Origin of the sequence: Methanoculleus formosensis (assembly GCF_025384765.1) — an archaeon.
In the GTDB taxonomy this organism is placed as follows: domain Archaea; phylum Halobacteriota; class Methanomicrobia; order Methanomicrobiales; family Methanoculleaceae; genus Methanoculleus; species Methanoculleus formosensis.
Window position 1 is genome coordinate 24,630 of record NZ_VHLL01000013.1, and the last position, 18,943, is coordinate 43,572.

18 protein-coding genes are annotated in these 18,943 nt (G+C 60.9%); 12 read left to right on the forward strand and 6 right to left on the reverse strand.

Going from position 1 to position 18,943, the window contains the following annotated elements:
• The first annotated feature begins 148 nt into the window (after window positions 1-148).
• Both FKB36_RS12835 and FKB36_RS12840 read left to right on the forward strand, forming a co-directional pair.
• Window positions 149-619 carry a VOC family protein gene (locus FKB36_RS12835; RefSeq protein WP_261598490.1) on the forward strand — a complete coding sequence of 157 codons (471 nt, stop codon included), beginning with the start codon at window positions 149-151 and terminating at the stop codon, window positions 617-619.
• Window positions 620-728: 109 nt separating this feature from the next.
• Window positions 729-1,454: a formate dehydrogenase accessory sulfurtransferase FdhD gene (locus FKB36_RS12840; RefSeq protein ID WP_261598491.1), complete on the forward strand. Its 726-nt coding sequence runs from the start codon at window positions 729-731 to the stop codon at window positions 1,452-1,454.
• A gap of 356 nt (window positions 1,455-1,810) precedes the next feature.
• Here the strand turns inward: FKB36_RS12840 and FKB36_RS12845 are convergent, their stop codons facing one another.
• Both FKB36_RS12845 and FKB36_RS12850 read right to left on the reverse strand, forming a co-directional pair.
• Window positions 1,811-4,450: an aminotransferase class V-fold PLP-dependent enzyme gene (locus tag FKB36_RS12845; RefSeq protein WP_261598492.1), complete on the reverse strand. Its 2,640-nt coding sequence runs from the start codon at window positions 4,448-4,450 to the stop codon at window positions 1,811-1,813.
• A gap of 67 nt (window positions 4,451-4,517) precedes the next feature.
• A complete protein-coding gene (locus FKB36_RS12850; RefSeq protein ID WP_261598493.1) occupies window positions 4,518-5,072 on the reverse strand; it encodes a hypothetical protein in 555 nt (184 codons plus the stop codon).
• A gap of 136 nt (window positions 5,073-5,208) precedes the next feature.
• Between FKB36_RS12850 and FKB36_RS12855 the strand changes: the two genes are divergently transcribed.
• The 3 genes from FKB36_RS12855 to FKB36_RS12865 all read left to right on the forward strand — a co-directional run bounded on the left by FKB36_RS12855 (window position 5,209) and on the right by FKB36_RS12865 (window position 7,534).
• A complete protein-coding gene (locus FKB36_RS12855; RefSeq protein WP_261598494.1) occupies window positions 5,209-5,517 on the forward strand; it encodes a DUF1894 domain-containing protein in 309 nt (102 codons plus the stop codon).
• A gap of 197 nt (window positions 5,518-5,714) precedes the next feature.
• On the forward strand, window positions 5,715-6,344 hold the full coding sequence (locus tag FKB36_RS12860; RefSeq protein ID WP_261598495.1) for a DUF47 domain-containing protein: 630 nt from the start codon (window positions 5,715-5,717) through the stop codon (window positions 6,342-6,344).
• Window positions 6,345-6,349: 5 nt separating this feature from the next.
• Window positions 6,350-7,534 carry an inorganic phosphate transporter gene (locus tag FKB36_RS12865; RefSeq protein WP_261598496.1) on the forward strand — a complete coding sequence of 395 codons (1,185 nt, stop codon included), beginning with the start codon at window positions 6,350-6,352 and terminating at the stop codon, window positions 7,532-7,534.
• A 163-nt stretch (window positions 7,535-7,697) separates the two neighbouring features.
• On the opposite strand, the gene FKB36_RS12870 is transcribed toward FKB36_RS12865, so the two are convergent.
• Window positions 7,698-8,204, reverse strand: a complete 507-nt coding sequence (locus tag FKB36_RS12870) for a hypothetical protein (protein ID WP_261598497.1) — start codon at window positions 8,202-8,204, stop codon at window positions 7,698-7,700.
• A 206-nt stretch (window positions 8,205-8,410) separates the two neighbouring features.
• On the opposite strand from FKB36_RS12870, the gene FKB36_RS12875 reads away from it, so the two are divergent.
• The 7 genes from FKB36_RS12875 to FKB36_RS12905 all read left to right on the forward strand — a co-directional run bounded on the left by FKB36_RS12875 (window position 8,411) and on the right by FKB36_RS12905 (window position 14,464).
• Window positions 8,411-8,704 carry a nucleotidyltransferase family protein gene (locus FKB36_RS12875; protein WP_261598498.1) on the forward strand — a complete coding sequence of 98 codons (294 nt, stop codon included), beginning with the start codon at window positions 8,411-8,413 and terminating at the stop codon, window positions 8,702-8,704.
• A complete protein-coding gene (locus tag FKB36_RS12880) occupies window positions 8,701-9,054 on the forward strand; it encodes a HepT-like ribonuclease domain-containing protein (RefSeq protein WP_261598499.1) in 354 nt (117 codons plus the stop codon). Before FKB36_RS12875 ends, FKB36_RS12880 begins: the two co-directional genes overlap by 4 nt.
• A 164-nt stretch (window positions 9,055-9,218) precedes the next feature.
• Window positions 9,219-9,410, forward strand: a complete 192-nt coding sequence (locus tag FKB36_RS12885; protein WP_315901841.1) for a hypothetical protein — start codon at window positions 9,219-9,221, stop codon at window positions 9,408-9,410.
• 147 nt (window positions 9,411-9,557) lie between these two features.
• The gene (locus tag FKB36_RS12890; protein ID WP_261598500.1) at window positions 9,558-10,706 is read left to right on the forward strand and encodes an ORC1-type DNA replication protein; all 1,149 of its coding nucleotides are present in this window, start codon (window positions 9,558-9,560) and stop codon (window positions 10,704-10,706) included.
• Between the two features lie 179 nt (window positions 10,707-10,885).
• Window positions 10,886-12,928, forward strand: coding sequence for a type I restriction-modification system subunit M (locus tag FKB36_RS12895; RefSeq protein WP_261598501.1), 2,043 nt, complete (start codon window positions 10,886-10,888; stop codon window positions 12,926-12,928).
• The gene (locus FKB36_RS12900) at window positions 12,925-14,037 is read left to right on the forward strand and encodes a Fic family protein (protein ID WP_261598502.1); all 1,113 of its coding nucleotides are present in this window, start codon (window positions 12,925-12,927) and stop codon (window positions 14,035-14,037) included. Before FKB36_RS12895 ends, FKB36_RS12900 begins: the two co-directional genes overlap by 4 nt.
• 253 nt (window positions 14,038-14,290) lie before the next feature.
• Window positions 14,291-14,464 (forward strand): hypothetical protein, encoded by a 174-nt coding sequence (locus FKB36_RS12905; RefSeq protein WP_261598503.1) that lies wholly within the window; start codon window positions 14,291-14,293, stop codon window positions 14,462-14,464.
• Between the two features lie 372 nt (window positions 14,465-14,836).
• Here FKB36_RS12905 and FKB36_RS12910 read toward each other — a convergent pair whose 3' ends face one another.
• From FKB36_RS12910 to FKB36_RS12920, 3 genes are all read right to left on the reverse strand, one after another.
• Window positions 14,837-15,550: a M48 family metallopeptidase gene (locus FKB36_RS12910; RefSeq protein ID WP_261598504.1), complete on the reverse strand. Its 714-nt coding sequence runs from the start codon at window positions 15,548-15,550 to the stop codon at window positions 14,837-14,839.
• Window positions 15,551-18,640 carry a type I restriction endonuclease subunit R gene (locus tag FKB36_RS12915; protein ID WP_261598505.1) on the reverse strand — a complete coding sequence of 1,030 codons (3,090 nt, stop codon included), beginning with the start codon at window positions 18,638-18,640 and terminating at the stop codon, window positions 15,551-15,553.
• On the reverse strand, window positions 18,618-18,943 hold a 326-nt coding region (locus FKB36_RS12920; protein WP_261598506.1), incomplete at its 5' end, for a winged helix-turn-helix domain-containing protein. The genes FKB36_RS12920 and FKB36_RS12915, both read right to left, overlap by 23 nt.

Sequence of the window (18,943 nt, forward strand, 5' to 3'; positions counted from 1 at the left end):
TGGCAATACCCGGCGGCGTGGAGGATTCCCCTGTCATCTCCCCGCGCCGCCGGGCAGCCGTAATAACCTCTCTTGTGTAGAACGTTCGGAGAGCAGGGGAGCAGCCGAACAAAAGGCATAACTACCTCGAATTCTTACGAAACCCTGTATGCGATTTGCAGGTCCGCTTATTGTTGTTCACGACATCGGGATATCCAGAGCCTTCTACGAAGAGGTACTCGGCCAGAAGGTCGGCTACGATCTCGGTGAGAACGTAGCGTTCGAGGGCGGTTTTGCGATCCACCTCCGGTCGCATTTTGCCGATCTGATCGGCGTCGACGCAGACGATATCATCCGGGGATCGAACAACGCCGAACTCTACTTCGAAGAGGACGACCTGGATGCCTTTCTCGAAAGGCTCAACGGGATGGACTCCGTGAAGTACGTGCACGGCATGATCGAGCAGCCCTGGGGGCAGCGGGTGATCAGGCTGTATGATCCCGATCTGCACATCGTCGAGGTCGGCGAGCCCATGGAGAGCGTGGTGAAGAGGCTTCTTCGGAGCGGGCTCTCGGTCGAAGAGACCGCACGGCGCACCTCGATGCCCGAAGAGTTCGTCCGGCAGTGTGTAGGGCCATAAGACCGGTATGATATAGTCCTCTCCCGTGCATCTCTTGTACCAGGATCGGTTCTGCCGGGTAACGCCCGGCATGATCCGGGACGCCGCAGGTATCCTGAAGTGAGGAAACATGTTCAAGAAAATTGCCTGTATCCGTATCGGTGGGGGGAGCGTCACCCACGACGCCGCCGAAGAGAAACCGGTTGCGATCTTCGTCAACGGCCGGCACCTGACGACCGTCATCCTGAGCCCCGGCGGTTTTGAGGATTTCATCACCGGCTATCTCTACACCGAGGAGATCATCCGGAGCGCTGACGAGATCGAGTCGATCAGGATCGAGGAGAACCGGATCAGCGTCATCACGAAGAACATCTTCAAGCGGGTCAGCGTAAAAAAGACCATCCTCTCCGGCTGCGGGGGGGCGGTCTCCTACATCGACACCCAGAAACTGCCCGCGATCGAGTCAGGTATCGTGGTTGCCGTGCCCGAGATCGAGGCCGCCGCTGCCGCCCTCACCGGCCCGCTCGATTCGGTTGTTCTTGCATCGGAAGGCCGTGTCGTCGCCCGCGCAGAAGATCTCGACCGGCACAACGCCCTTGACCGCGTGATCGGGAGGGGGCTCCTTGACCGTCTCGACCTCTCCCGGACGGTTGCGGTCTGCACCGGCACGGTCACCTCCGAGATGGTCAGGAAGTGCCTCATGGCAAACATCCCGTTGCTCGCCTCCACCGGCGCCCCGACCGCGCTTGCCGTGGAGGTTGCGGAGGAGACCGAACTCTGTATCGTCGGGGCCGCGGGGACGCCGGAGATGGCGGTGTATACGCATCCGGAGAGGATAGAGGGGATGGAGGGGTGAAGGGGTTCGTAACTCCGGTGCTCACGTTTTTACCCGGGGCCTGATGGCTTATCAAGCCCTGGATGTTAGCCTTCGGTTCCCCCCTTTCTCTCAGGGCGGGGATAGCGCCATTGGGGGTGAGGCCGACGGGGAGGAGGGTGCAGCCCCCACCCCGCCCGCGCTTCGCGCTCCTCCCCCGCCCGCGAGGGGCGGGGGCAGTGCGTGGTGATAGCCAGTGGAAAGCCGTTTAAGGTTCTTCTCCGGGGATTAAGACCTTCGGGAGACTTTGAAGGCAGAAACTAAAGAGCAGGAAGCAGGCCGGGGGTATGAAGACTCAAAACCAGACGCCGAGATCCGGGCGGGGTGGGGGTTACCCTTCACCGTCCCCGGCTGATCTCGTCGACGGCCGCAACCAGGAGGTCGATCTCGTGCTCCGTCGTGAAGGCCGCCATGCTCGCCCGCACCGTCCCTTCCGGGAGGTTCAGGTGCTCCATCAGCGGCTGGCAGCAGTGGTGCCCCGACCGCACCAGGATCTCTGCATCCTCGTCGAGCATCTGCGCGGCCTCCTGCGGGTGGACGCCGTCGATGGTGAACGAAACGACGCCTATCCGGGCCCCGGACTTCTTTCCGGCATAGACCGTGACCCCGTCGATCCCGGAGAGCCCCGCGATCAGCCGGGCGGTCAGGCGTTCCTCATGTTGGTGGATCCGCTCCATCCCGACCGCCGAGAGGTAGTCCACGGCGACGCCGAGCGCGATCCCGCCGCCGACGTTCGGCGTCCCGGCCTCGTAGCGCTGGTAGCCCTCCGCGGGGACGTAGCCTTCGGCGGTCACGCTCGCGACCATCCCCCCGCCGAGGACCGGCGGCTCAAGGAGCGCCTCGCGCATCCAGAGCACCCCCGTCCCCATCGGCCCGAACATCTTGTGCCCCGCAAAGCAGAGGAAGTCGCAGCCGAGTTCCGCGACGTTCACCGGCATGTGCGGCAGCGTCTGCGCCCCGTCCACGAGGAGGAGCGCGTCGTGCTCCCGGCAGAGCCGGGCTATCTCGGGGACCGGCGTCGTCACGCCGAGGACGTTTGAAGCGTGGGTGACGCTGACGAGCCGGACGCCGCCGCCGGCAAGGCTCTCCTCGAACGCGGCAAGGTCGAGCGCGTAGTCGGCATCGATCCCGACCACGTCGAGCGCGACCCCCTGTTTCGCAAGCGCCCACCAGGGGAGGAAGTTTGAGTGGTGTTCGAGGATGGTGGTCACCACGCGGTCGCCCGGCTTCCAGGAGAGGCCCTGCGCGACCATGTTGATCGCGTCCGTGGCGTTCTTCGTGAAGACCGTTACCCCCGCCTCCCCGCCGATGAACCGGGCCACCTTCTCGTGGGCGTGCCAGTAGCGCTGCGTCGCGATCCGGGTCAGGCGGTGGACGCCACGGCCGACGTTCGCCCGGTAGCGGTGCTCGAACTCGACCGCCGCCTCAACCACCGGCTCCGGCGAGAAGGTCGTCGCTGCGTTGTCGAGATAGATGATGTCGCCGAGGATCGGGAAGTCCTTCCTGATCTCGTCCGGGACGGACTCGATCTCTGCCGGCGGTGCCGGCTTCTGGGTATCCATACTCTTCATGCTTGCCGCCCGGGCCTCCTTCTTCACCGGGCCCTCCTTCAGGGTGAAGTCCGCGTTCACGGCGATCCCTCGCTCCCGGCAGACCTCGCGCATCTTCGGGGGCAGCGCCCGCCACCGCCAGAGCCCCCACTGGTGGTAGGCGTCCGGCAACCCGTTCTTCTCCGCCCAACGGACAAGGAACTCGTCCCAGCGATCCGTCAGGTCGGGGTGCATCTCCCGGAGCCCCTCGTACTCGCTCTCGAGCGCCGCCGGGCAGAGGTAGCAGCCTATCCGCTCAAGACCCTTCTCGTAGAGCGGGTTCATGGGAACCTCCTGCCACCAGAGGTAAAGGAAGACCTCGAGCGCCCGCCAGTTCCGGATCGGCGAGATGTTCAACTGCAGGGGATTTGCCGGGTTCTGGCTCGTCTCGTCGAGGTCGGCCCGGTTCCAGGACTCGTACCAACGGTTCCCCTGGATGGTGACGCAGGCGCCGGTATCGGCGAGGTAGATCTTCAAGGGGTGGAGTTTCAGGAGTTTGCAGCACCAACGGTGGTCCTTCCCCGGCGGCCCTGCCTTCTCGACCGCCTGGAAGAAATCGCCGCCCTTCCGGACGATCTCGACGCCCTGCGACGCCACGAACTCCACCGTCTCGGGGAGTTCGATCCCGGTATCGATGAAGAACGCCTTCTCCACCCCTGCCTTGCGGGCGAGGTGGAGGACGGCGGTGCTGTCCTTGCCGCCGGAGAACGAGACGTTCGCGCACGGCCGGTCGTTCATATGCTTTTTGATGGTGCGGACGGCGTTGCGCTCAAGGTTCTTTAAGTGGTAGCGGTTCCTCTCGATCACCACGTCCCAGCCCGGGTCGGGCCGGGTGCGGGGGGTGACGGAGACGAGTTCTTTCACCCGGACCTGGCCGTCCTTGACGACGCCGGTCCCGAACCGGTTCTTATAGGCGACGATGGCCGTTCCATCGGGAACGGCGGTTGCGAGGGCGAACCGTTTCCCGCCGACGCGGCCCTTATGCGCGCGCACCGCGGGCTCGGCATCGAGGTCGATGATGCCCCGCGTTGCGTGCCCCAGGATGTACGGGAGCGCTTCGGGGGCGATATCGAGGCTGAACTTCCGGGTGACCGGGTCGAACGCGAGCCAGCCGAACCGGTCGCCGTGGACGATCACGAGGTCGGCCCGGTCGGCGCCGCCGGTCTTGTTCAGGAGCACGACCCGGGGCAGGGGGACATCGCCGAACCGTTCGGTAAGAAGACGCTGTATGAGGGCCGTATCCGCTGCGAGGGCCGGGCGGACGTCGTGCGGCTGCAGGAGCTCGATCTCCCGGACCCTCGTCTTGCAGGAGCAGGTGCGCCCGATGAGGGGGACGTTGCACTCGTCGCACCAGTAGAGAACTTTTTTTACTGCCGGTTCGCGGTTCACTTGATGAATAGTTGGTTGCTTGCAGACATTAAGTGAACCGGTGGTGCAACGTCGTCGCGATACGGGCTCACGGGTGCCGCAAGAGCAGGGCGAGAGCAGCAACGAGGACGGCCAGCAGGACCCCCGCAACCGCGAAGAAGGCGGTCTCGGCGTATCGCTTCGCCTGGGCGGCGGGGTAATCCGGACCCGGTTCGGTGACGTCGATCAGGGCGCGGGCTTCGGCGCCGGAGACCGGGTCGGTGACGACGAGCAGGAGTCTCCCCTCCGGCAACTCCGAGGAGGGCACCGTCCCGCGGAAATGCCGGGCGGTATCGTCGGCGGCCGTAGGATCGTCGCCGGGGATGGTGTAGCCTGCAACGAGCGATCCGGAAGAGACGCTGTAGATCAGCACGTCGATGCTTCGCGGGGGGCGGTAGAAACTCGCGTCCCTGCTCCAGGCGGCGGAGACAACAAGGTCTTCGTCCCCGGAGAGGGTGGCGTTCGATATCGAGAGCGCAAGAGAAGGGAGCGGCGGGGGCGTCGCGCCCGAGACGGAGCAGGGCATGATGAGGAGGGCAGAGAAGGCCACCAGAAGGAAGAGACCGGTCCGGGGCGAGCGGGCCGGCATTCCATACGGCTTCATACCGGGGTATCGGCCCGGCAGAAGATAACCTTTCCCCACCGGCAAAGGGCGGCCGTTCTTGCGAGCGGATCGGCGCAATCCTCCGGGGCCGGGGGTCACGCAAAGATTTATTCGTTCAAATGCGAATAATTTATAGATGGCGTCGCGCTGCGTAAACAACCTGGGTGGACTGGTGCTCCTCAAGGACGTGACACCCGAACAGGTGAATGAATACGTGCGAAAACACAGCAAAGAATACTACGAGATGACCCCCGAGTTCGTCTTCAAGGACATCCGGGTGCTCTTAAAAGAGCCCATGCTCGTCGGCCTCCAGCTCCGGAAGAAGAAGGTTCTGCTGCCGTTTACGAAGCCCTGCCCCGGTTACGGGACTATGCTCTTCGAGATCGCGGCAAAGGACGCGGACATCGAGTTCATCCGTAGCAACCTCGTGAAGGTCTCGGAGTGAGGCACGGGGCGGGAGTCGCCCTGCACCGTATCGCGCCGGCATACCGCCGGGCGGGCCGCTCCCGACAGCCGGTTTATGCGCTCACCCGGCGACCTTGCACTTATTCTCTCCCCATTTTGCCGTCTCCCTCCGCCCTTTCCGGGCAGCATGACCGATCGGTATATAGCCCCTGATGGGAGAAACTTATAGCGATCATCGTGGGCATTAAGGAGTGGGTAGTCCCCCAGGACAAGGCATTCTTCGACCTTTTTGACGAGATGGCCGGGACAGTCGTCGCCGCAGCCGATCTCCTCGTCGACTTCGTCGAAAATTTCGAGAACGTGAAAGAGAAGTGCCGTCAGGTGAAACAGCTCGAGCACCGGGGAGACGACATCACACACCAGATCTACGAGCAGCTGAACCGGACGTTCATCACGCCGCTTGAGCCCGAAGAGATCTCCCGCCTCGCTTCAGCGCTGGACGACATCCTCGACTACATCGACGGCACCGCACAGCAGATGTACAGTTACGGCATCACCGAGACCGACGACTCGATGGTCCAGCTGGCAAAGTTGATCCAGCTCAGCGTCGTCGAGATCGAGAAGGCCGTCACCGGCATACGGTCGATCAAGGACCCGGGCCTGATCGAAGAGCGATGCATCGAGGTGAACCGCCTGGAGAACATCGCGGACAACGTCCTCGGCCATGCCATCATGGACATCTTCAAGACGAAGGATGCGATCACCATCATCAAGCTCAAGGACATCTACGAGAACCTGGAGATGGCGACCGACAAGTGTGAAGACGTCGCCAACGTCTTGAGCGACATAGCCATCAGACATTCCTGAGCGCTATGGACCCGATCGTCATCCTCGGCATTCTTCTAGCCCTCCTCTTTAATTTTGCAAACGGCTTGAACGATGCCGCCAACTCGATCGCCACCATCATCGCGACAAAAGCCCTGACCCCCCTGCAGGCGGTCCTCCTCGCGGGGGTCTTCAACCTCCTCGGCCCTCTCCTCTTCACTACGGCAATTGCAGCAACCATTGGAAGAGGGATCGTCGACCCCTCCTTCCTTACGCCGACGCTGATCCTGGTGGCCCTGGTCGGTGCGGTCCTCTGGGTCCTCGTGACATCGTTCCTCGGGATCCCGGTATCGAGCAGCCACGCCCTGATCGGGGGCCTCCTCGGCACGGGAATCGCTGCGGCGGGGACGGGGGCGGTGCTCTGGCCGTCGCTTGATATGGTCGAGCAGGTCCTCTTCTACGGGCTCACCGGCGCGGTCCTCGGTGCGGTCGTCACGGGTGTGGTTGCGTATCATCGGGGTGACTTCAAGCCGTGGAACCTCCTCCTCGGCGGACTCATCGGGGTGACGGCGGTCATCCCGCTCGCCATGGCAACCGGATTTTTGAAGATCAGCGGCATCCTCGGGATCCTGATCTTCATCGTCGTCTCCCCGATGCTCGGGTTCATCGTGGCGTTCGCCCTCAGCACCCTCGTCGTCAATGTCTTCCGCAACTATCATCCGCGGCGCCTCTCAGGCCTTTTTCGGAACCTCCAGATCTTCTCGGGGTCGTTTCAGGCGATCGGCCACGGCGCGAACGATGCCCAGAACGCGATGGGCATCATCACCGCCATGCTCCTTGCCGGCGGGCTGATTGCCGAGTTCTCGGTCCCGCTCTGGGTCATACTGGCCTCTTCGCTCGCCATGTCGGTCGGGACGCTCCTCGGGGGCTGGCGGGTCATCGACAAGATGGCCAACCGGATTACGAAGATCCGGCCCTACCAGGGATTTTCGGCATCGGCCACTGCCGGCGGCGTCCTCTCGCTGATGACGATCTTCGGTATCTCCGTCTCGACGACCCATGCGACGACCGGCGCGATCATGGGTGTCGGCGCAACCCGCGGCTACTCGGCGGTCAAGTGGGGCGTGGTCCGCGAGATCGTCGCCGCGTGGGTCCTGACCATCCCGGCGGCGGCGATCGTGGCCGGGCTCTGCTACGTTGTCGGCCAGGCGGCGTTTGGTGGGAGTGTCTGAGGGGGGCGCCCGCGCTCCCCATACCCGTGGGGACGAACCGGTACTGTGCCCCAATTGTCATAGGAGATCATGCGCTCAATGAGCGGTTATCAATCGGAGAGAATAGCCTCTCTGTCTTCTCAGATATCTTCCTCAGCCTCTGGAGAGAGGGGTTTCCCCCTCTTCACTCCAGCGTCCCGACGGTGTCGGCCCAGGTCTCGACCTTGCCCCGGATCGCTTCGTCCTGGTAGGACGAGAGCCGGACGGTCTTCCGGGTGAAGGTGACGTAGTAGTCGTCACCCGAGGGGTCGTGGCACTTGAGCTGCGCGTAGTAGGTCTCTCCCGGGCCGTTCCGGACGGCCTCGCCGCCCATCGCGGCCGCGAGGGCCGCGTTGTCCATGACCTCGGCGGCGTTCGCGTTGAACGCGGCGATCGTCGGGGACTGGAGCGAGACGGTCCCGACGCGCTTGCCCTCACCGTCGAGGAAGTTCACCTTCGCGGTGTAGTGCTCGCGGTTCCGGACGACTCCATCGACGGTCTCGCCGCCTTTGGTCGTATACCCGACGCACCCGAAGGGGTTGTCGTCGATGACGGACTGGACGAGGGTGTTAAACGACGTTACGCTGGCGATCGGGACGGCGAGGTCCCGGACCGCCGTTCTGTTCACGGTAGTCGGCACAAAGTCTGCCATGGTTGGTTCTCCATGCCTGCCAGGCTTCCCGGGAATGTGACAGACGATTATAGGGTTGGCTCGTAAGGGTATCAGTCTGACTTTATCGGGGAGTGCCGGGCGACTGTTTCTGTCGTGAGGGCTGCCATACAGGCGCTTTTTTGATGACGCAGTTGCCAGGGGGCAAATTTATATCTCCAACCTTCGATAAGACTGATTGAACAGCCATGTCCGTCACGCGGGATCTGATCCGGGAGAAGCGTTCCAGGATTCTCGCAATAGCCGGACGGCACGGGGCCACGAACCTGCGGGTCTTCGGGTCGGTCGCCCGCGGCGAGGCGGGGCCGGAGAGCGACCTGGATCTCCTGGTGGACCTGGAGCCGGGCAGGAGCCTCCTCGATCATATCGCGCTCATCCAGGATCTGGAGGAGGCTCTCGGGTGCCGGGTGGACGTGGTGACGGAGACAGCGCTCAAGGAACGATACAAAAAGAGGGTCCTCAAAGAGGCAGTGCCGTTATGAGGGACGGGAACGAGCGGCTCCTCGACATTCTGGAAGCGATCGAAGAGATCGAGCGGTATGCAGTCCAGGGCAGGGAGGCGTTTTTGCAGGACGAGCTGGTGCAGGTCTGGATGCTTCACCACCTTCAGATCATCGGGGAAGCAGCCGCACGCCTTCCTTTTGACCTGCGAACCGCTTCTCCCGACGTTCCCTGGAAACAGGTAATCGGCCTTCGGAACATCCTGGTTCACGCATACTTCCGCGTGGACCCTGACGAGATCTGGGTGGTCGTGGACCACGATATCCCCGCACTCAGGGAGGAGGTCGTGAGGCTCCTCACTACACTCCCTGGCGCTGAAGGCGCAGAATAACGTCCCGTTTTGGATTCTCCTCAACGATAAGTCGCGATTTCTCCTTTGATAACCGTTACGATCAGGCTTTTTCTCTTCCCCGTCCTACTGTTCTCCGGGAGGGTTACCAGGATGACCGAGGAGAAGACCACCCGGGAGCTCGGTTTTACGAGACGAACCGGGACGTGAAGTGGATCTGCCGGGCGCTCGCGCGGATGGAGGCGCAGGACGAGGAGTTCGAGGCCCGGATCCGGGCGCTGGAGGGCTGGCGAGCCGAGAAGGCCGGGGAGGAACGAAGAGTTTCCACGATCGGCACCGGGGCGGGCGGGGTCGTCGGCGGGGTGGTGGCGGTGATTGTGCGGGTGCTCGGCGGATGATCAGCCACATTGAACTCTCGCAAACAATGCCTCTGTTGGACCCAACAACGGCAGTATGAGCGCAGAAGTCCTCCCGGCATAATCCCTTTTTCACTTTCACTATGCGCACGGCCGCCGCTTAAGTAACGGTCTCTCGACGATCCCTGTATGAGAAAGCGACTCCTCATGTCCGACCAGACACTCTTTCGGAGTATCGATGTCTTCGAGATCGACTATGTTCCAGAGCTCTTCAACTACCGCGAAAGCCAGCTCAACGACCTTGCCTACCAGGTCCGCCCCGCACTCGAAGGCGGGCGGGCTCTCTCCGCCATCTGCAGGGGTCTGCCCGGGACCGGGAAGACGACCAGCGTGCTCCGGATCTTTGCCGAACTCGAGCAGATCACAAAGAAGATCCTGCCGGTCTACGTGAACTGCCAGAACGACCGGACGAAGTACATGGTCTTCTCCCGGATTTACGCAGCGATCGTCGGCCACGCTCCGGCGCGGACCGGGATCTCGATCAAGTCGGTGATGGACGCGATCGGCGGCGCCCTGCAGCGGCGAGAGATAAGCCTGATCGTCTGCCTGGACGACGCAAACCTGCTCCACTACAACAACACCCTCGGCGATGTCGTCAACTCCCTGCTCCGGCTGCACCAGGACTATCCCGGCGCCCGGGCCGCGGTCTTTGCGACGGTGAGCGACATGGACATAGACCTCGCGAGCGACCTGAGCAGGTGGGTCCTTTCGCCGTTCCGCCCCTCCGATATCTACTTCCCGCCCTACGACGCCGGGGAGATCCGGGGCATCCTCCAGGAGCGGATCCGGGTCGGGCTCTATCCCGGCGCCTTCTCGGCACCGATGCTGGACCGCATCGTTGAGCAGACGATGGAGTCGGGCGACGTGCGGGTGGGACTGGACCTGGTGAAGCGGGCGGTGCTGAACGCGGAGTGCGCCGCCCGCACCGAGGTCATCGAGGAGGATATCACGGCCGCCTATGAGCAGGCGAAGCACATCCATCTCGCCTGCACCGTCCGGGCGCTCTCCGCAGACGAGCGGCTGCTGCTCCGGCGGATCGCTGAGTTGTCGCAGGAACAATCAGGCCCGCTGGTCTCCGGCGCGATCTACGGCCGGGTCGAGGAGACGCCGAAGGTCGGCTACACGGTCTTCTCCCGGCAACTGCGAAAGCTTGACTCGCTGCGCTTGGTTGATCTGATCCGGGTGCAGGCCGGCGGGAGGACGAGCGAGGTTGCGCTGCGGTACGAGCCGGAGAAGGTGGTGCAGGTCTGCGGGAAGCGGGGTACCGCCGGGGAGTGAGGGGGGCGGGATCTGTTCGTGGTGCAGGAGATTCAATCTTTTTTGGTACAGGGGCGGCCGGCGGGGTCGGGGTTTGAATCGTTTATAGCAGACGAGATGGCCGGCGGATCCGTCGGTTAGGAACCCATGCGATCGCAAATAATCACTCTTAATACACTTTCTCGCCATCGAATAGTTATATGGCAGATTTCCAGCACATCACCAGTTTTATATGGACGGTCGCAGATGATGTCCTTCGCGACGATTTTAAGCGCTCGAAATATCCCGATGTGATCCTGCCGTTCACAGTCCTCGCCCGCATCGACTGTGTGCTCGCGCCGACCAAAGAGAATGTGCTGAAAAAATACACTGAATTAAAAGACGAGATCCAGAACCTTGACGGTGTTCTCAAACACGAATCCGGCTACGCCTTTTACAATGTTTCAAAATATGATTTCAAACGCCTCCTCGACGACCCGGCGAATATCCATAAGAATCTGATCGACTACATCAACGGCTTCTCCGAGAACGTCAGGGATATCCTGGACCGGTTCAAGATCCGCAACTCCATCCAGGCCCTGCATGAGAAAGGATCGCTCTATCTGCTCATCCAGAAGTTTGCCTCCGATACGGTGAACCTTCACCCCGACCGCGTGAGCAGCCACCAGATGGGCTACATCTTTGAGGAACTCATCCGGAAGTTCAACGAACAGAACAACGAGAATCCCGGTGAACACTTCACGCCCCGTGAGGTGATCAAACTGATGGTGAACCTCATGCTCGCGGGCGACGCGGATATGCTCGCCCACAACCATATCATCAAGACGGTCCTCGATCCGGCCTGCGGGACTGGAGGGATGCTCTCGGTCACCAAGGAGCACATTATCTCCGAGATCAACCCGAACGCTGATATCCGGCTCTTCGGACAGGAGACGAACGACGAGACTTACGCAGTCTGCAAGAGCGATATGCTGATCAAGGGCGACGACCGTGATGCGGACAATATCAAGCCCGACTCCTCGTTCTCAAGAGACGGACATCCGGGGATGAAGTTCGACTACATGATCTGCAACCCGCCCTACGGGAAGTCCTGGAAGAAGGAGGAAGACTTCATCAAGGCCGAGTTTGAGCGCGGAACGGCTGGACGGTTCGAGGCGGGCCTCCCCCGGATCAGCGACGGGCAACTCCTCTTCCTGCAGCACATGCTCGCCAAGCGCAAGGCGACGGAGGACGGCGGGAGCAGGATCGCGATCGTCATGAACGGTTCGCCGCTCTTTACCGGCGATGCTGGTTCGGGTGAGAGCGAGATCCGGCGCTGGGTCCTGGAGAACGACTGGCTTGAGGCGATCGTGGCGCTGCCGGGCCAGCTCTTCTACAACACCGGGATCAGCACCTACATCTGGGTGCTCTCGAACCGGAAGGAGGAACGGCGGAAGGGGAAGGTGCAGCTCATCGATGCGACCAATTGCTACGTGAAGATGCGCAAGAGTCTCGGGGACAAGCGCCACGAGATCGCGGATGAGCAGATCCGGGAGATCACGGGGCTCTTCCAGACCTTTGAGGAGTCGAAGATCGTGAAGATCTTTGATGCCACGGAGTTCGGGTACCGGAAGATCACCGTCGAGCGGCCGCTCCGCCTCAATTTCCGGATATCCCCGGAGCGGATCGAACGCCTGAGCGGTGAGGGTGCGTTTGAGAGGCTTTCCGCGAGCAAGAAGAAAGGCAACGCCGGGGCTGCCGAGGTCGCCGAGGGGAGGCGGCAGCAGGACCTGGTGCTCTCCGTGCTCCGCGAGATGGCTGGCGATGAGGTGTATATCGACCGGCAGAAGTTCGAGAAAGTTCTGACCGCCGGGTTCAAGAAACGCGGCGTGAAACTCGATACTGCGGTGAAGAAGGCGATCCTCTCGGCGCTCTCCGAGCGCGACGAGACGGCGCCCGCCTGCCTCGACGCGAAAGGCATGCCGGAGGCCGATCCCGCGCTCCGCGACACCGAGAACGTCCCGCTCGCGGAGTCCGTCTACGAGTACTTCGAGCGTGAGGTGCTGCCCCACGTTCCGGATGCCTGGATCAACGAGTCGGTGACGGACCCAAAAGACGGCCAGGTCGGGAAGGTTGGCTACGAGATCAACTTCAACCGTTACTTCTACACCTACACGCCGCCCCGGCCGCTCGAGGAGATCGAGGCGGAGATTAAGAGCCTTGAGGTGGAGATCCTTGGTATGGTGAGGGAGATGATGGAGTGAGCGTCCATCCGTATGAGCCGGAGACCCTGCCGCTGGATAGGATTGACTGGGTGTCGCATATCCCCTCTATTGGTGAGGCAAACCGAAAGATCGCACGGTACGATGGCATTTTGCGGAGCGTTGTCAATCCACGAGTGCTCCTCGCGCCGATTATGACTCAAGAGGCAGTAGTGTCGTCCCGTATCGAGGGGACACAGGCCTCTCTTGAGGACGTGTTGCACTACGAGGCCGACCCAAAAGAGGAGATTTCGCAGACCAAGAGAGATGATATTCAGGAGATCCTGAATTATCGTAAGGCAATGATGACTGCAGTGGGGTTGATGGGTGAGCGGCCTCTCTGTATCAATACGATTCGAGAACTCCACCGGACGCTGCTTTTCAGTGTACGGGGTCAGGATAAGGAGCCCGGAGAGATCAGGAGAATCCAGAACTATATCGCGCCATATGGGAGGAGTATAGAGGAGGCAACGTTTGTGCCGCCAGCACCACCGATGGTGTGGGATGCCCTCACCAACTGGGAAAACTACCTGCACAGCAAGGAGAAGGATGCTCTGGTGCAGGTGGCCATTCTCAAGGCGCAGTTTGAATTGATTCATCCTTTCCGTGACGGCAATGGTCGGATTGGGAGAATGCTCGTCCCTTTGACGCTCTTCTCCAAGGGGGTTATCTCCACACCGATGTTCTATATCAGTGCGTACCTTGAGAGACATCGAGAGGTATATTATGCACGATTGAGAGCCGTATCGGAAGATGGTGACTGGGACGGCTGGATTGCGTTCTTCTTGCGTGCTATCTGCGAACAAGCAGATGAGAACGGAAGGAGAGCGCTTGACATCATCTCCCTTTATAACGAAATGAAGCAGGTTGTCCCCGAGATTACCCATTCGCAGTATTCTATCCAGGCGATCGATGCGATCTTCTCCCATACGATCTTCAGTACGTCGCTCTTCATCCGTGATTCAGGTATCCAGAGGGAGAGTGGGGCAAAAATCCTCAGGGAACTGGAGGAGAATGACGTTATCCAGTTGTTGCAGCGAGGTAAAGGGAGTAAACCAAACATCTACGCCTTTTCGCGTCTGATTGCTATCACAGAGGGGAACCGGTTGTGAGTATTCTGATACTGACAAATCTTTTTGTAGGTATCCAAACCCCGATCCAATACCAACAAAATATTTTGTGGGTATCAGGATACCTACAGGCTATATGGGAATGGGTTGTGGGCCATATACGATCCACAACAGAGTTCGTAGGTCACAAAACGCAATATGCGACCCACAAAAATGTTTGTGGGACATGGGTGACCCACAACGATCGGACCCGGCCGGCCGCCGGGCCTCTGGAGCGCGGCGCAGGGGTGGCGGCATGAGCGCGGGAGACATCGAGGGGTTCGCGATCGACCCGGGAAAGGTGCGAAAGTGGAAGCGGTATCCGGCGTATAAGGACTCCGGGGTGATGGTGATTGTGCGGGTGCCCGGAGGGGTGAGCCGGACTGGCTGTTCCTCCTTCCGGTGCGGTCGTCGGCCGGCAGGAAGTTGAGTGCCGAAGGTATGTTGAGGAGACGCACAGCGCCGGGTGGTGGGGGTCGTTTGAGGGGTGGCCTTGCGCCACCCCTCCGTGCGAGGAGCGCGGTGCCGCAGCACGGCGCGACGAGCACTTCCAGCAGACGATGACCGGCGAGTTCCGAGCCGGTCATGGTCGTCAGAGGTCCCGGACAGGAAGAGAAGATCAGGCAGACGCCACGACTGGAGGGAGGTGAGGCTCGCGAAGTGGAGCGGAACGGAGCGAAGCGCCGGAGGCGCGGGCCTCGGCCGACCGGAGGGAGTGTGGTCTGCCGGTTGAGGAACCCTGTCAACGGACTTTCCTCGGCGACAGGCTCAATCAGGTATCGTCAGGTATCGGGGCCGCTTTTCAGTAACTCCAGGTCTCGTAGCTTAGCGGTGCCTGATTTAGCACATCTCGATAATGTCGCCACTGTGGCATGAACTGATCCATTAATTCCCTGAACCGGTCGGTGTGATTTCGCTCCAGCAGGTGCACCATCTCGTGGACGACAACATATTCGAGGCACTGAACCGGTTTCTTCGCGAGTTCCAGATTCAACCAGATCCGTCGGGCATCGGTGTTGCAACTGCCCCATTTGGTCTTCATCTTTTTAATTCCCCAGTCGTCTACCGTCACCCCGAGCGTCTCCTGCCACGTATCGACCAGTGGTGGGATCAGGGCCTTGAGCTCCTTTCGATACCATTTGAGCATGACCTGTTCGCGTCTGGCGGCATCGCTTCCCACCGGAACGTAGAGGTCTATCCTTGCCTTGTTAACCTCAACCCGGGACGGGCCTGCATCCTCGATAACGTTTAGCAGATAGCGTCTGCCGAGATAGTAGTGCGTCTCGCGGTAGGTGTACTCTCGCGGGCTCTGGCGTTCCTGGGTCCTGAATCGGGTCTGCTGCCGTTTGATCCACGGCAGTTTTGTGATCACCGCCAGCCGCACCGCTTCATCATCCACGCATAACGGCGCCGCCACCCGGACCCGGCCTTCAGGAGGGTATACCCCGAGATGCAGGTTCCGGATGTCCTTTCGGATCACGTCGACCTGCATGCCATTCACGGAGATCCGGTGCATTCAGGTGTACTCCTGCTGGTTTTTGACCAGTTCAAGGATCTTGTCGAGTTTATCGTCGTCCTGAACGACCTTCTTGATGGCGATACGGACCATCTTCGTCTTGATGGGGTTGTGCGCCCAGTCGTCCTGTTTGGTCAAGGTTACCACTTCATGAACCGCGAGTGCGATCGCTTCATCCTCGCCGAGGTTGTCGTAGAGAGCCTGTTTTGCAGGGCTGTTTAGGGTCTTCGGATACCGTGCGCCATCACCGGGGCGCTTGATCTGCTTTGTCAGTTCGACGATCTTTTTTAAGTATTCCAGGTACCCGAGTGCCTGCGCCCGGCGTTCTTTGATCAGCGCATCCAGCAGTTCGGACATCTTTTCGTAATATTTCGGGTTGATCGGCGTCTCGTCGATGATCAGCTTCCGGACGTTATTCTCGATGGTCTCCGCAACTGCTTCGCGATCACGCCGTATACCGGGCGGGAGCGTTTCAACGGCATCGACACCGCGTTCGAGGAGGAGCTGTACCAGTGGCATATCGTCGAATGCCGATATCTTCACGCTTTCTTCGGCCCTGATGTAGGTGTCGAGGAGATGTCGCATGGCCGGTTCGTAGAGTTTCAGGTCGATATAGTCGCCGCTTGCCAGCATGACCTCTTTACGGACGTTGTCATAGTGGGTGACCTCGGCCCTGATCTCTGCGGCCTCGGCTTCGGCATATCCGGCATCAAGCATCTCGTTCGCGAGGCCTGCGTACGCCCGGAGGAGTGCGGCGGTCAGTTTGTAGAGGGTGACGCGCTTACGTTCGTTCTCCTTGAGTGCCCCGGGATCTGTGGTATCGGCTGCACAGAAGAAATGCTGATACGCAAGAGTATCCCGGGGAGGAACGACAGGTTCGCATAACGTTCTGATCGCCTCAAGGGCGTCGTCAAGTCGCTCACGTCCTTTCTCCAGACGGTCTTTCAACAGTCCGGAGACGTCCTCTTTGTCGAAGCCGCCGAAGGCTTCGCCGGTGTAATCCTTGAGCGACTTCTCAAGCGACCGGAACAGATCTTTGTAATCGATGATGTAGCCGTACTCCTTGTCCTCGCCATCAAGGCGGTTCACGCGGCAGATCGCCTGGAAGAGGCCGTGATCGCGCATCTGTTTGTCGATGTAGAGGTAGGTCGCGGGCGGGGCGTCAAAGCCGGTCAGGAGTTTGTCGACAACGATCAGGAGTTTCATCTGCCCGGGCTCGTTGATGAACCGCTTCTTCACCTCTTTCTCGAACTGCTCGACCTTGTACATCGCCGTGTCCTCCGGTTCGTCGAAGTGTTCGGCGAGCATCTTGCGGTAGATGTCGTACTGCCGCAGCCTCTCGGTCAACCCCTCGCCGGTCTCTTCGCCCTTGATGTCTGCAGGCGACGGTGTGTAGGAGGTGATGATCGCACATCTGCCCGCAAGGTCGGTCTTCTGGAACATCTCGAAGAACCGGCAGGCCGAGTAGATGCTGCTGGTGACAAGGAGCGCGTTTCCGCGGCCGCTTCTGAGCCGGTCGCGCAGTTCCATGTCGAGCAGGATATCGGCGACGATCTTCTCCAGCCGGTCCTGTGCGCTGAGCACTTTCTGCATGGTTCCCCAGCGCTTCTTGAGTTGGGCTCTCGCGGCGTCGGTCAGGCCCCGGGTCTTGATCTCGAACCACTGGTCGATCTTCTCCTGCGAGATGAGGTTCTGGTCGATGTCGCGGGCCTCGTACTGGAGGTCCAGGACAACGCCGTCACTCACGGCCTCGTCGTATTTGTAGGTGTGGATGTAGGGGCCGAAGACTTCGATGCTCTTCTGTTTGTCCTGTTTCAGCAGCGGGGTGCCGGTGAACCCAATCAGCATCGCCCCGGGGAGGAGCGCCTTCATCGCCTGGTGCAGTTTGCCGGACTGGGTGCGGTGGCATTCGTCGACGAAGACGAAGAACTCGCCTTTGGGGGAGAATCCTCTAGGCAGGTGGCTTTTGATATCTTCGATGTATGTCTCAAGATCGGCGTCGCTGAGGTCGTCGCCACGGCCGAACTTGTGGACGAGCGAGCAGACCAGCCATTCGGTGTCGGTGTTGAGAACGCGGACGAGGTCGGCGCCGCTCCGGGTGCGGTAGATGTCCTCGCTGACGCCTAAAAAGACCTTCTCGATCTGCTCGTCGAGTTCGGTGCGGTCGGTGACGAGCAGGACGCGGGCGGCCGGCACGTGTTCGCGGATCCATTTGGCGAGCCAGACCATGATCAGGCTCTTCCCGCTGCCCTGGGTGTGCCAGATGATCCCGCCCTCGCGCCGCTTCACGCGCTCCTGTGCCGCTTTGACCCCGAAATACTGGTTGTGCCGGCAGGTCTTCTTGGTCCCGGCATCGAAGACGATGAAGTCGTGGACGATCTCAAGCAGGCGATCTTTGCGGCAGAGCTGGAAGAGTTCGCGGAGGAGCGGGTTTTCTCCGGCGGCAGGCGGGGCGTCGGCCTCTTTCCACCGCAGGTAGTACTTCTCCGGCGTCTCGATCACGCCGTAGCGGAGCCCTTCGGTCTCGCTGCCGGCCATCACGAGCTGGACGGTGGAAAAGAAGGGGCGGATGAAGATCTTCTTCTGGTTGTCGAGGTTTTGGCGGATGCCTTCGGATACCGAGACGATCGACCGTTTCAGTTCCAGCACCCCGAGAGCGATGCCGTTGACGTAGAGCACGATGTCGGGGCGCTTGCTGTTCTCGCCGGCGATGGTGACCTCCTCGGCGACGGCGAAGTTGTTGTTTTTGGGGTTCTCCCAGTCGATCAGCCAGACGGTGACGTGCTGCTCGCCGACGTCGGGCCGGACCTTCACGCCGTAGCGGAGCAGCCCGTAGACCTCGCGGTTGGCGTCGTAGAGGGTCTTGCTCCCGCTGACCGCCTTCGCTTTGTTGAGTTCATAGAGTACTTTGTCGAAGATCTGCTTGCTATGGCCCTGGCGCGCGAGACAGTCGGCGAGCAGCGCCTCCTCGATGTTGCTGTTGCCGTCACGGTACTCCCGGTTCCCGAGGTAGCGGTACTTGAGGGTGTCACGGAAGTAGGCGACGACACGCTCCTGCGTGAGGCGCTCACGCTCGCCGACGGTGCTCATCTTCGTCTCCGATAATCTCCCAACGGCCGCCTTTCGTTGGACCCACCCGTCTGAGCCGGCCAGCCTCTCTCAATCGCCGGATCTGCCACTCAATCCCTTTCGGCGTGATGCCGATCTGCTCTGCGAGTTCGTTCATGGTGATGGTTGGGTCGGCTGCGATCAGGGCCAGGACTTTGTCCCTAGTTTCTTCCCTAGTTTCTTCCCTAGTTTCTTCCCTAGTTTCTTCCCTAGTTTCTTCCCTAGTTTCTTCCCTAGTTTCTTCCCTAGTTTCTTCCCTAGTTTCTTCCCTAGTTTCTTCCCTAG

Excerpts from the sequence above, each read along its gene's own strand:
- FKB36_RS12895 (WP_261598501.1), top strand. The coding sequence starts at position 10,886 with ATGGCAGATTTCCAGCACATCACCAGTTTTATATGGACGGTCGCAGAT.
- FKB36_RS12890 (WP_261598500.1), top strand. The coding sequence starts at position 9,558 with ATGAGAAAGCGACTCCTCATGTCCGACCAGACACTCTTTCGGAGTATC.
- FKB36_RS12915 (WP_261598505.1), bottom strand. The coding sequence starts at position 18,640 with ATGAGCACCGTCGGCGAGCGTGAGCGCCTCACGCAGGAGCGTGTCGTC.
- FKB36_RS12910 (WP_261598504.1), bottom strand. The coding sequence starts at position 15,550 with ATGCACCGGATCTCCGTGAATGGCATGCAGGTCGACGTGATCCGAAAG.
- FKB36_RS12850 (WP_261598493.1), bottom strand. The coding sequence starts at position 5,072 with ATGAAGCCGTATGGAATGCCGGCCCGCTCGCCCCGGACCGGTCTCTTC.
- FKB36_RS12870 (WP_261598497.1), bottom strand. The coding sequence starts at position 8,204 with ATGGCAGACTTTGTGCCGACTACCGTGAACAGAACGGCGGTCCGGGAC.
- FKB36_RS12835 (WP_261598490.1), top strand. The coding sequence starts at position 149 with ATGCGATTTGCAGGTCCGCTTATTGTTGTTCACGACATCGGGATATCC.
- FKB36_RS12880 (WP_261598499.1), top strand. The coding sequence starts at position 8,701 with ATGAGGGACGGGAACGAGCGGCTCCTCGACATTCTGGAAGCGATCGAA.
- FKB36_RS12865 (WP_261598496.1), top strand. The coding sequence starts at position 6,350 with ATGGACCCGATCGTCATCCTCGGCATTCTTCTAGCCCTCCTCTTTAAT.
- FKB36_RS12840 (WP_261598491.1), top strand. The coding sequence starts at position 729 with ATGTTCAAGAAAATTGCCTGTATCCGTATCGGTGGGGGGAGCGTCACC.
- FKB36_RS12855 (WP_261598494.1), top strand. The coding sequence starts at position 5,209 with ATGGCGTCGCGCTGCGTAAACAACCTGGGTGGACTGGTGCTCCTCAAG.
- FKB36_RS12905 (WP_261598503.1), top strand. The coding sequence starts at position 14,291 with ATGAGCGCGGGAGACATCGAGGGGTTCGCGATCGACCCGGGAAAGGTG.
- FKB36_RS12875 (WP_261598498.1), top strand. The coding sequence starts at position 8,411 with ATGTCCGTCACGCGGGATCTGATCCGGGAGAAGCGTTCCAGGATTCTC.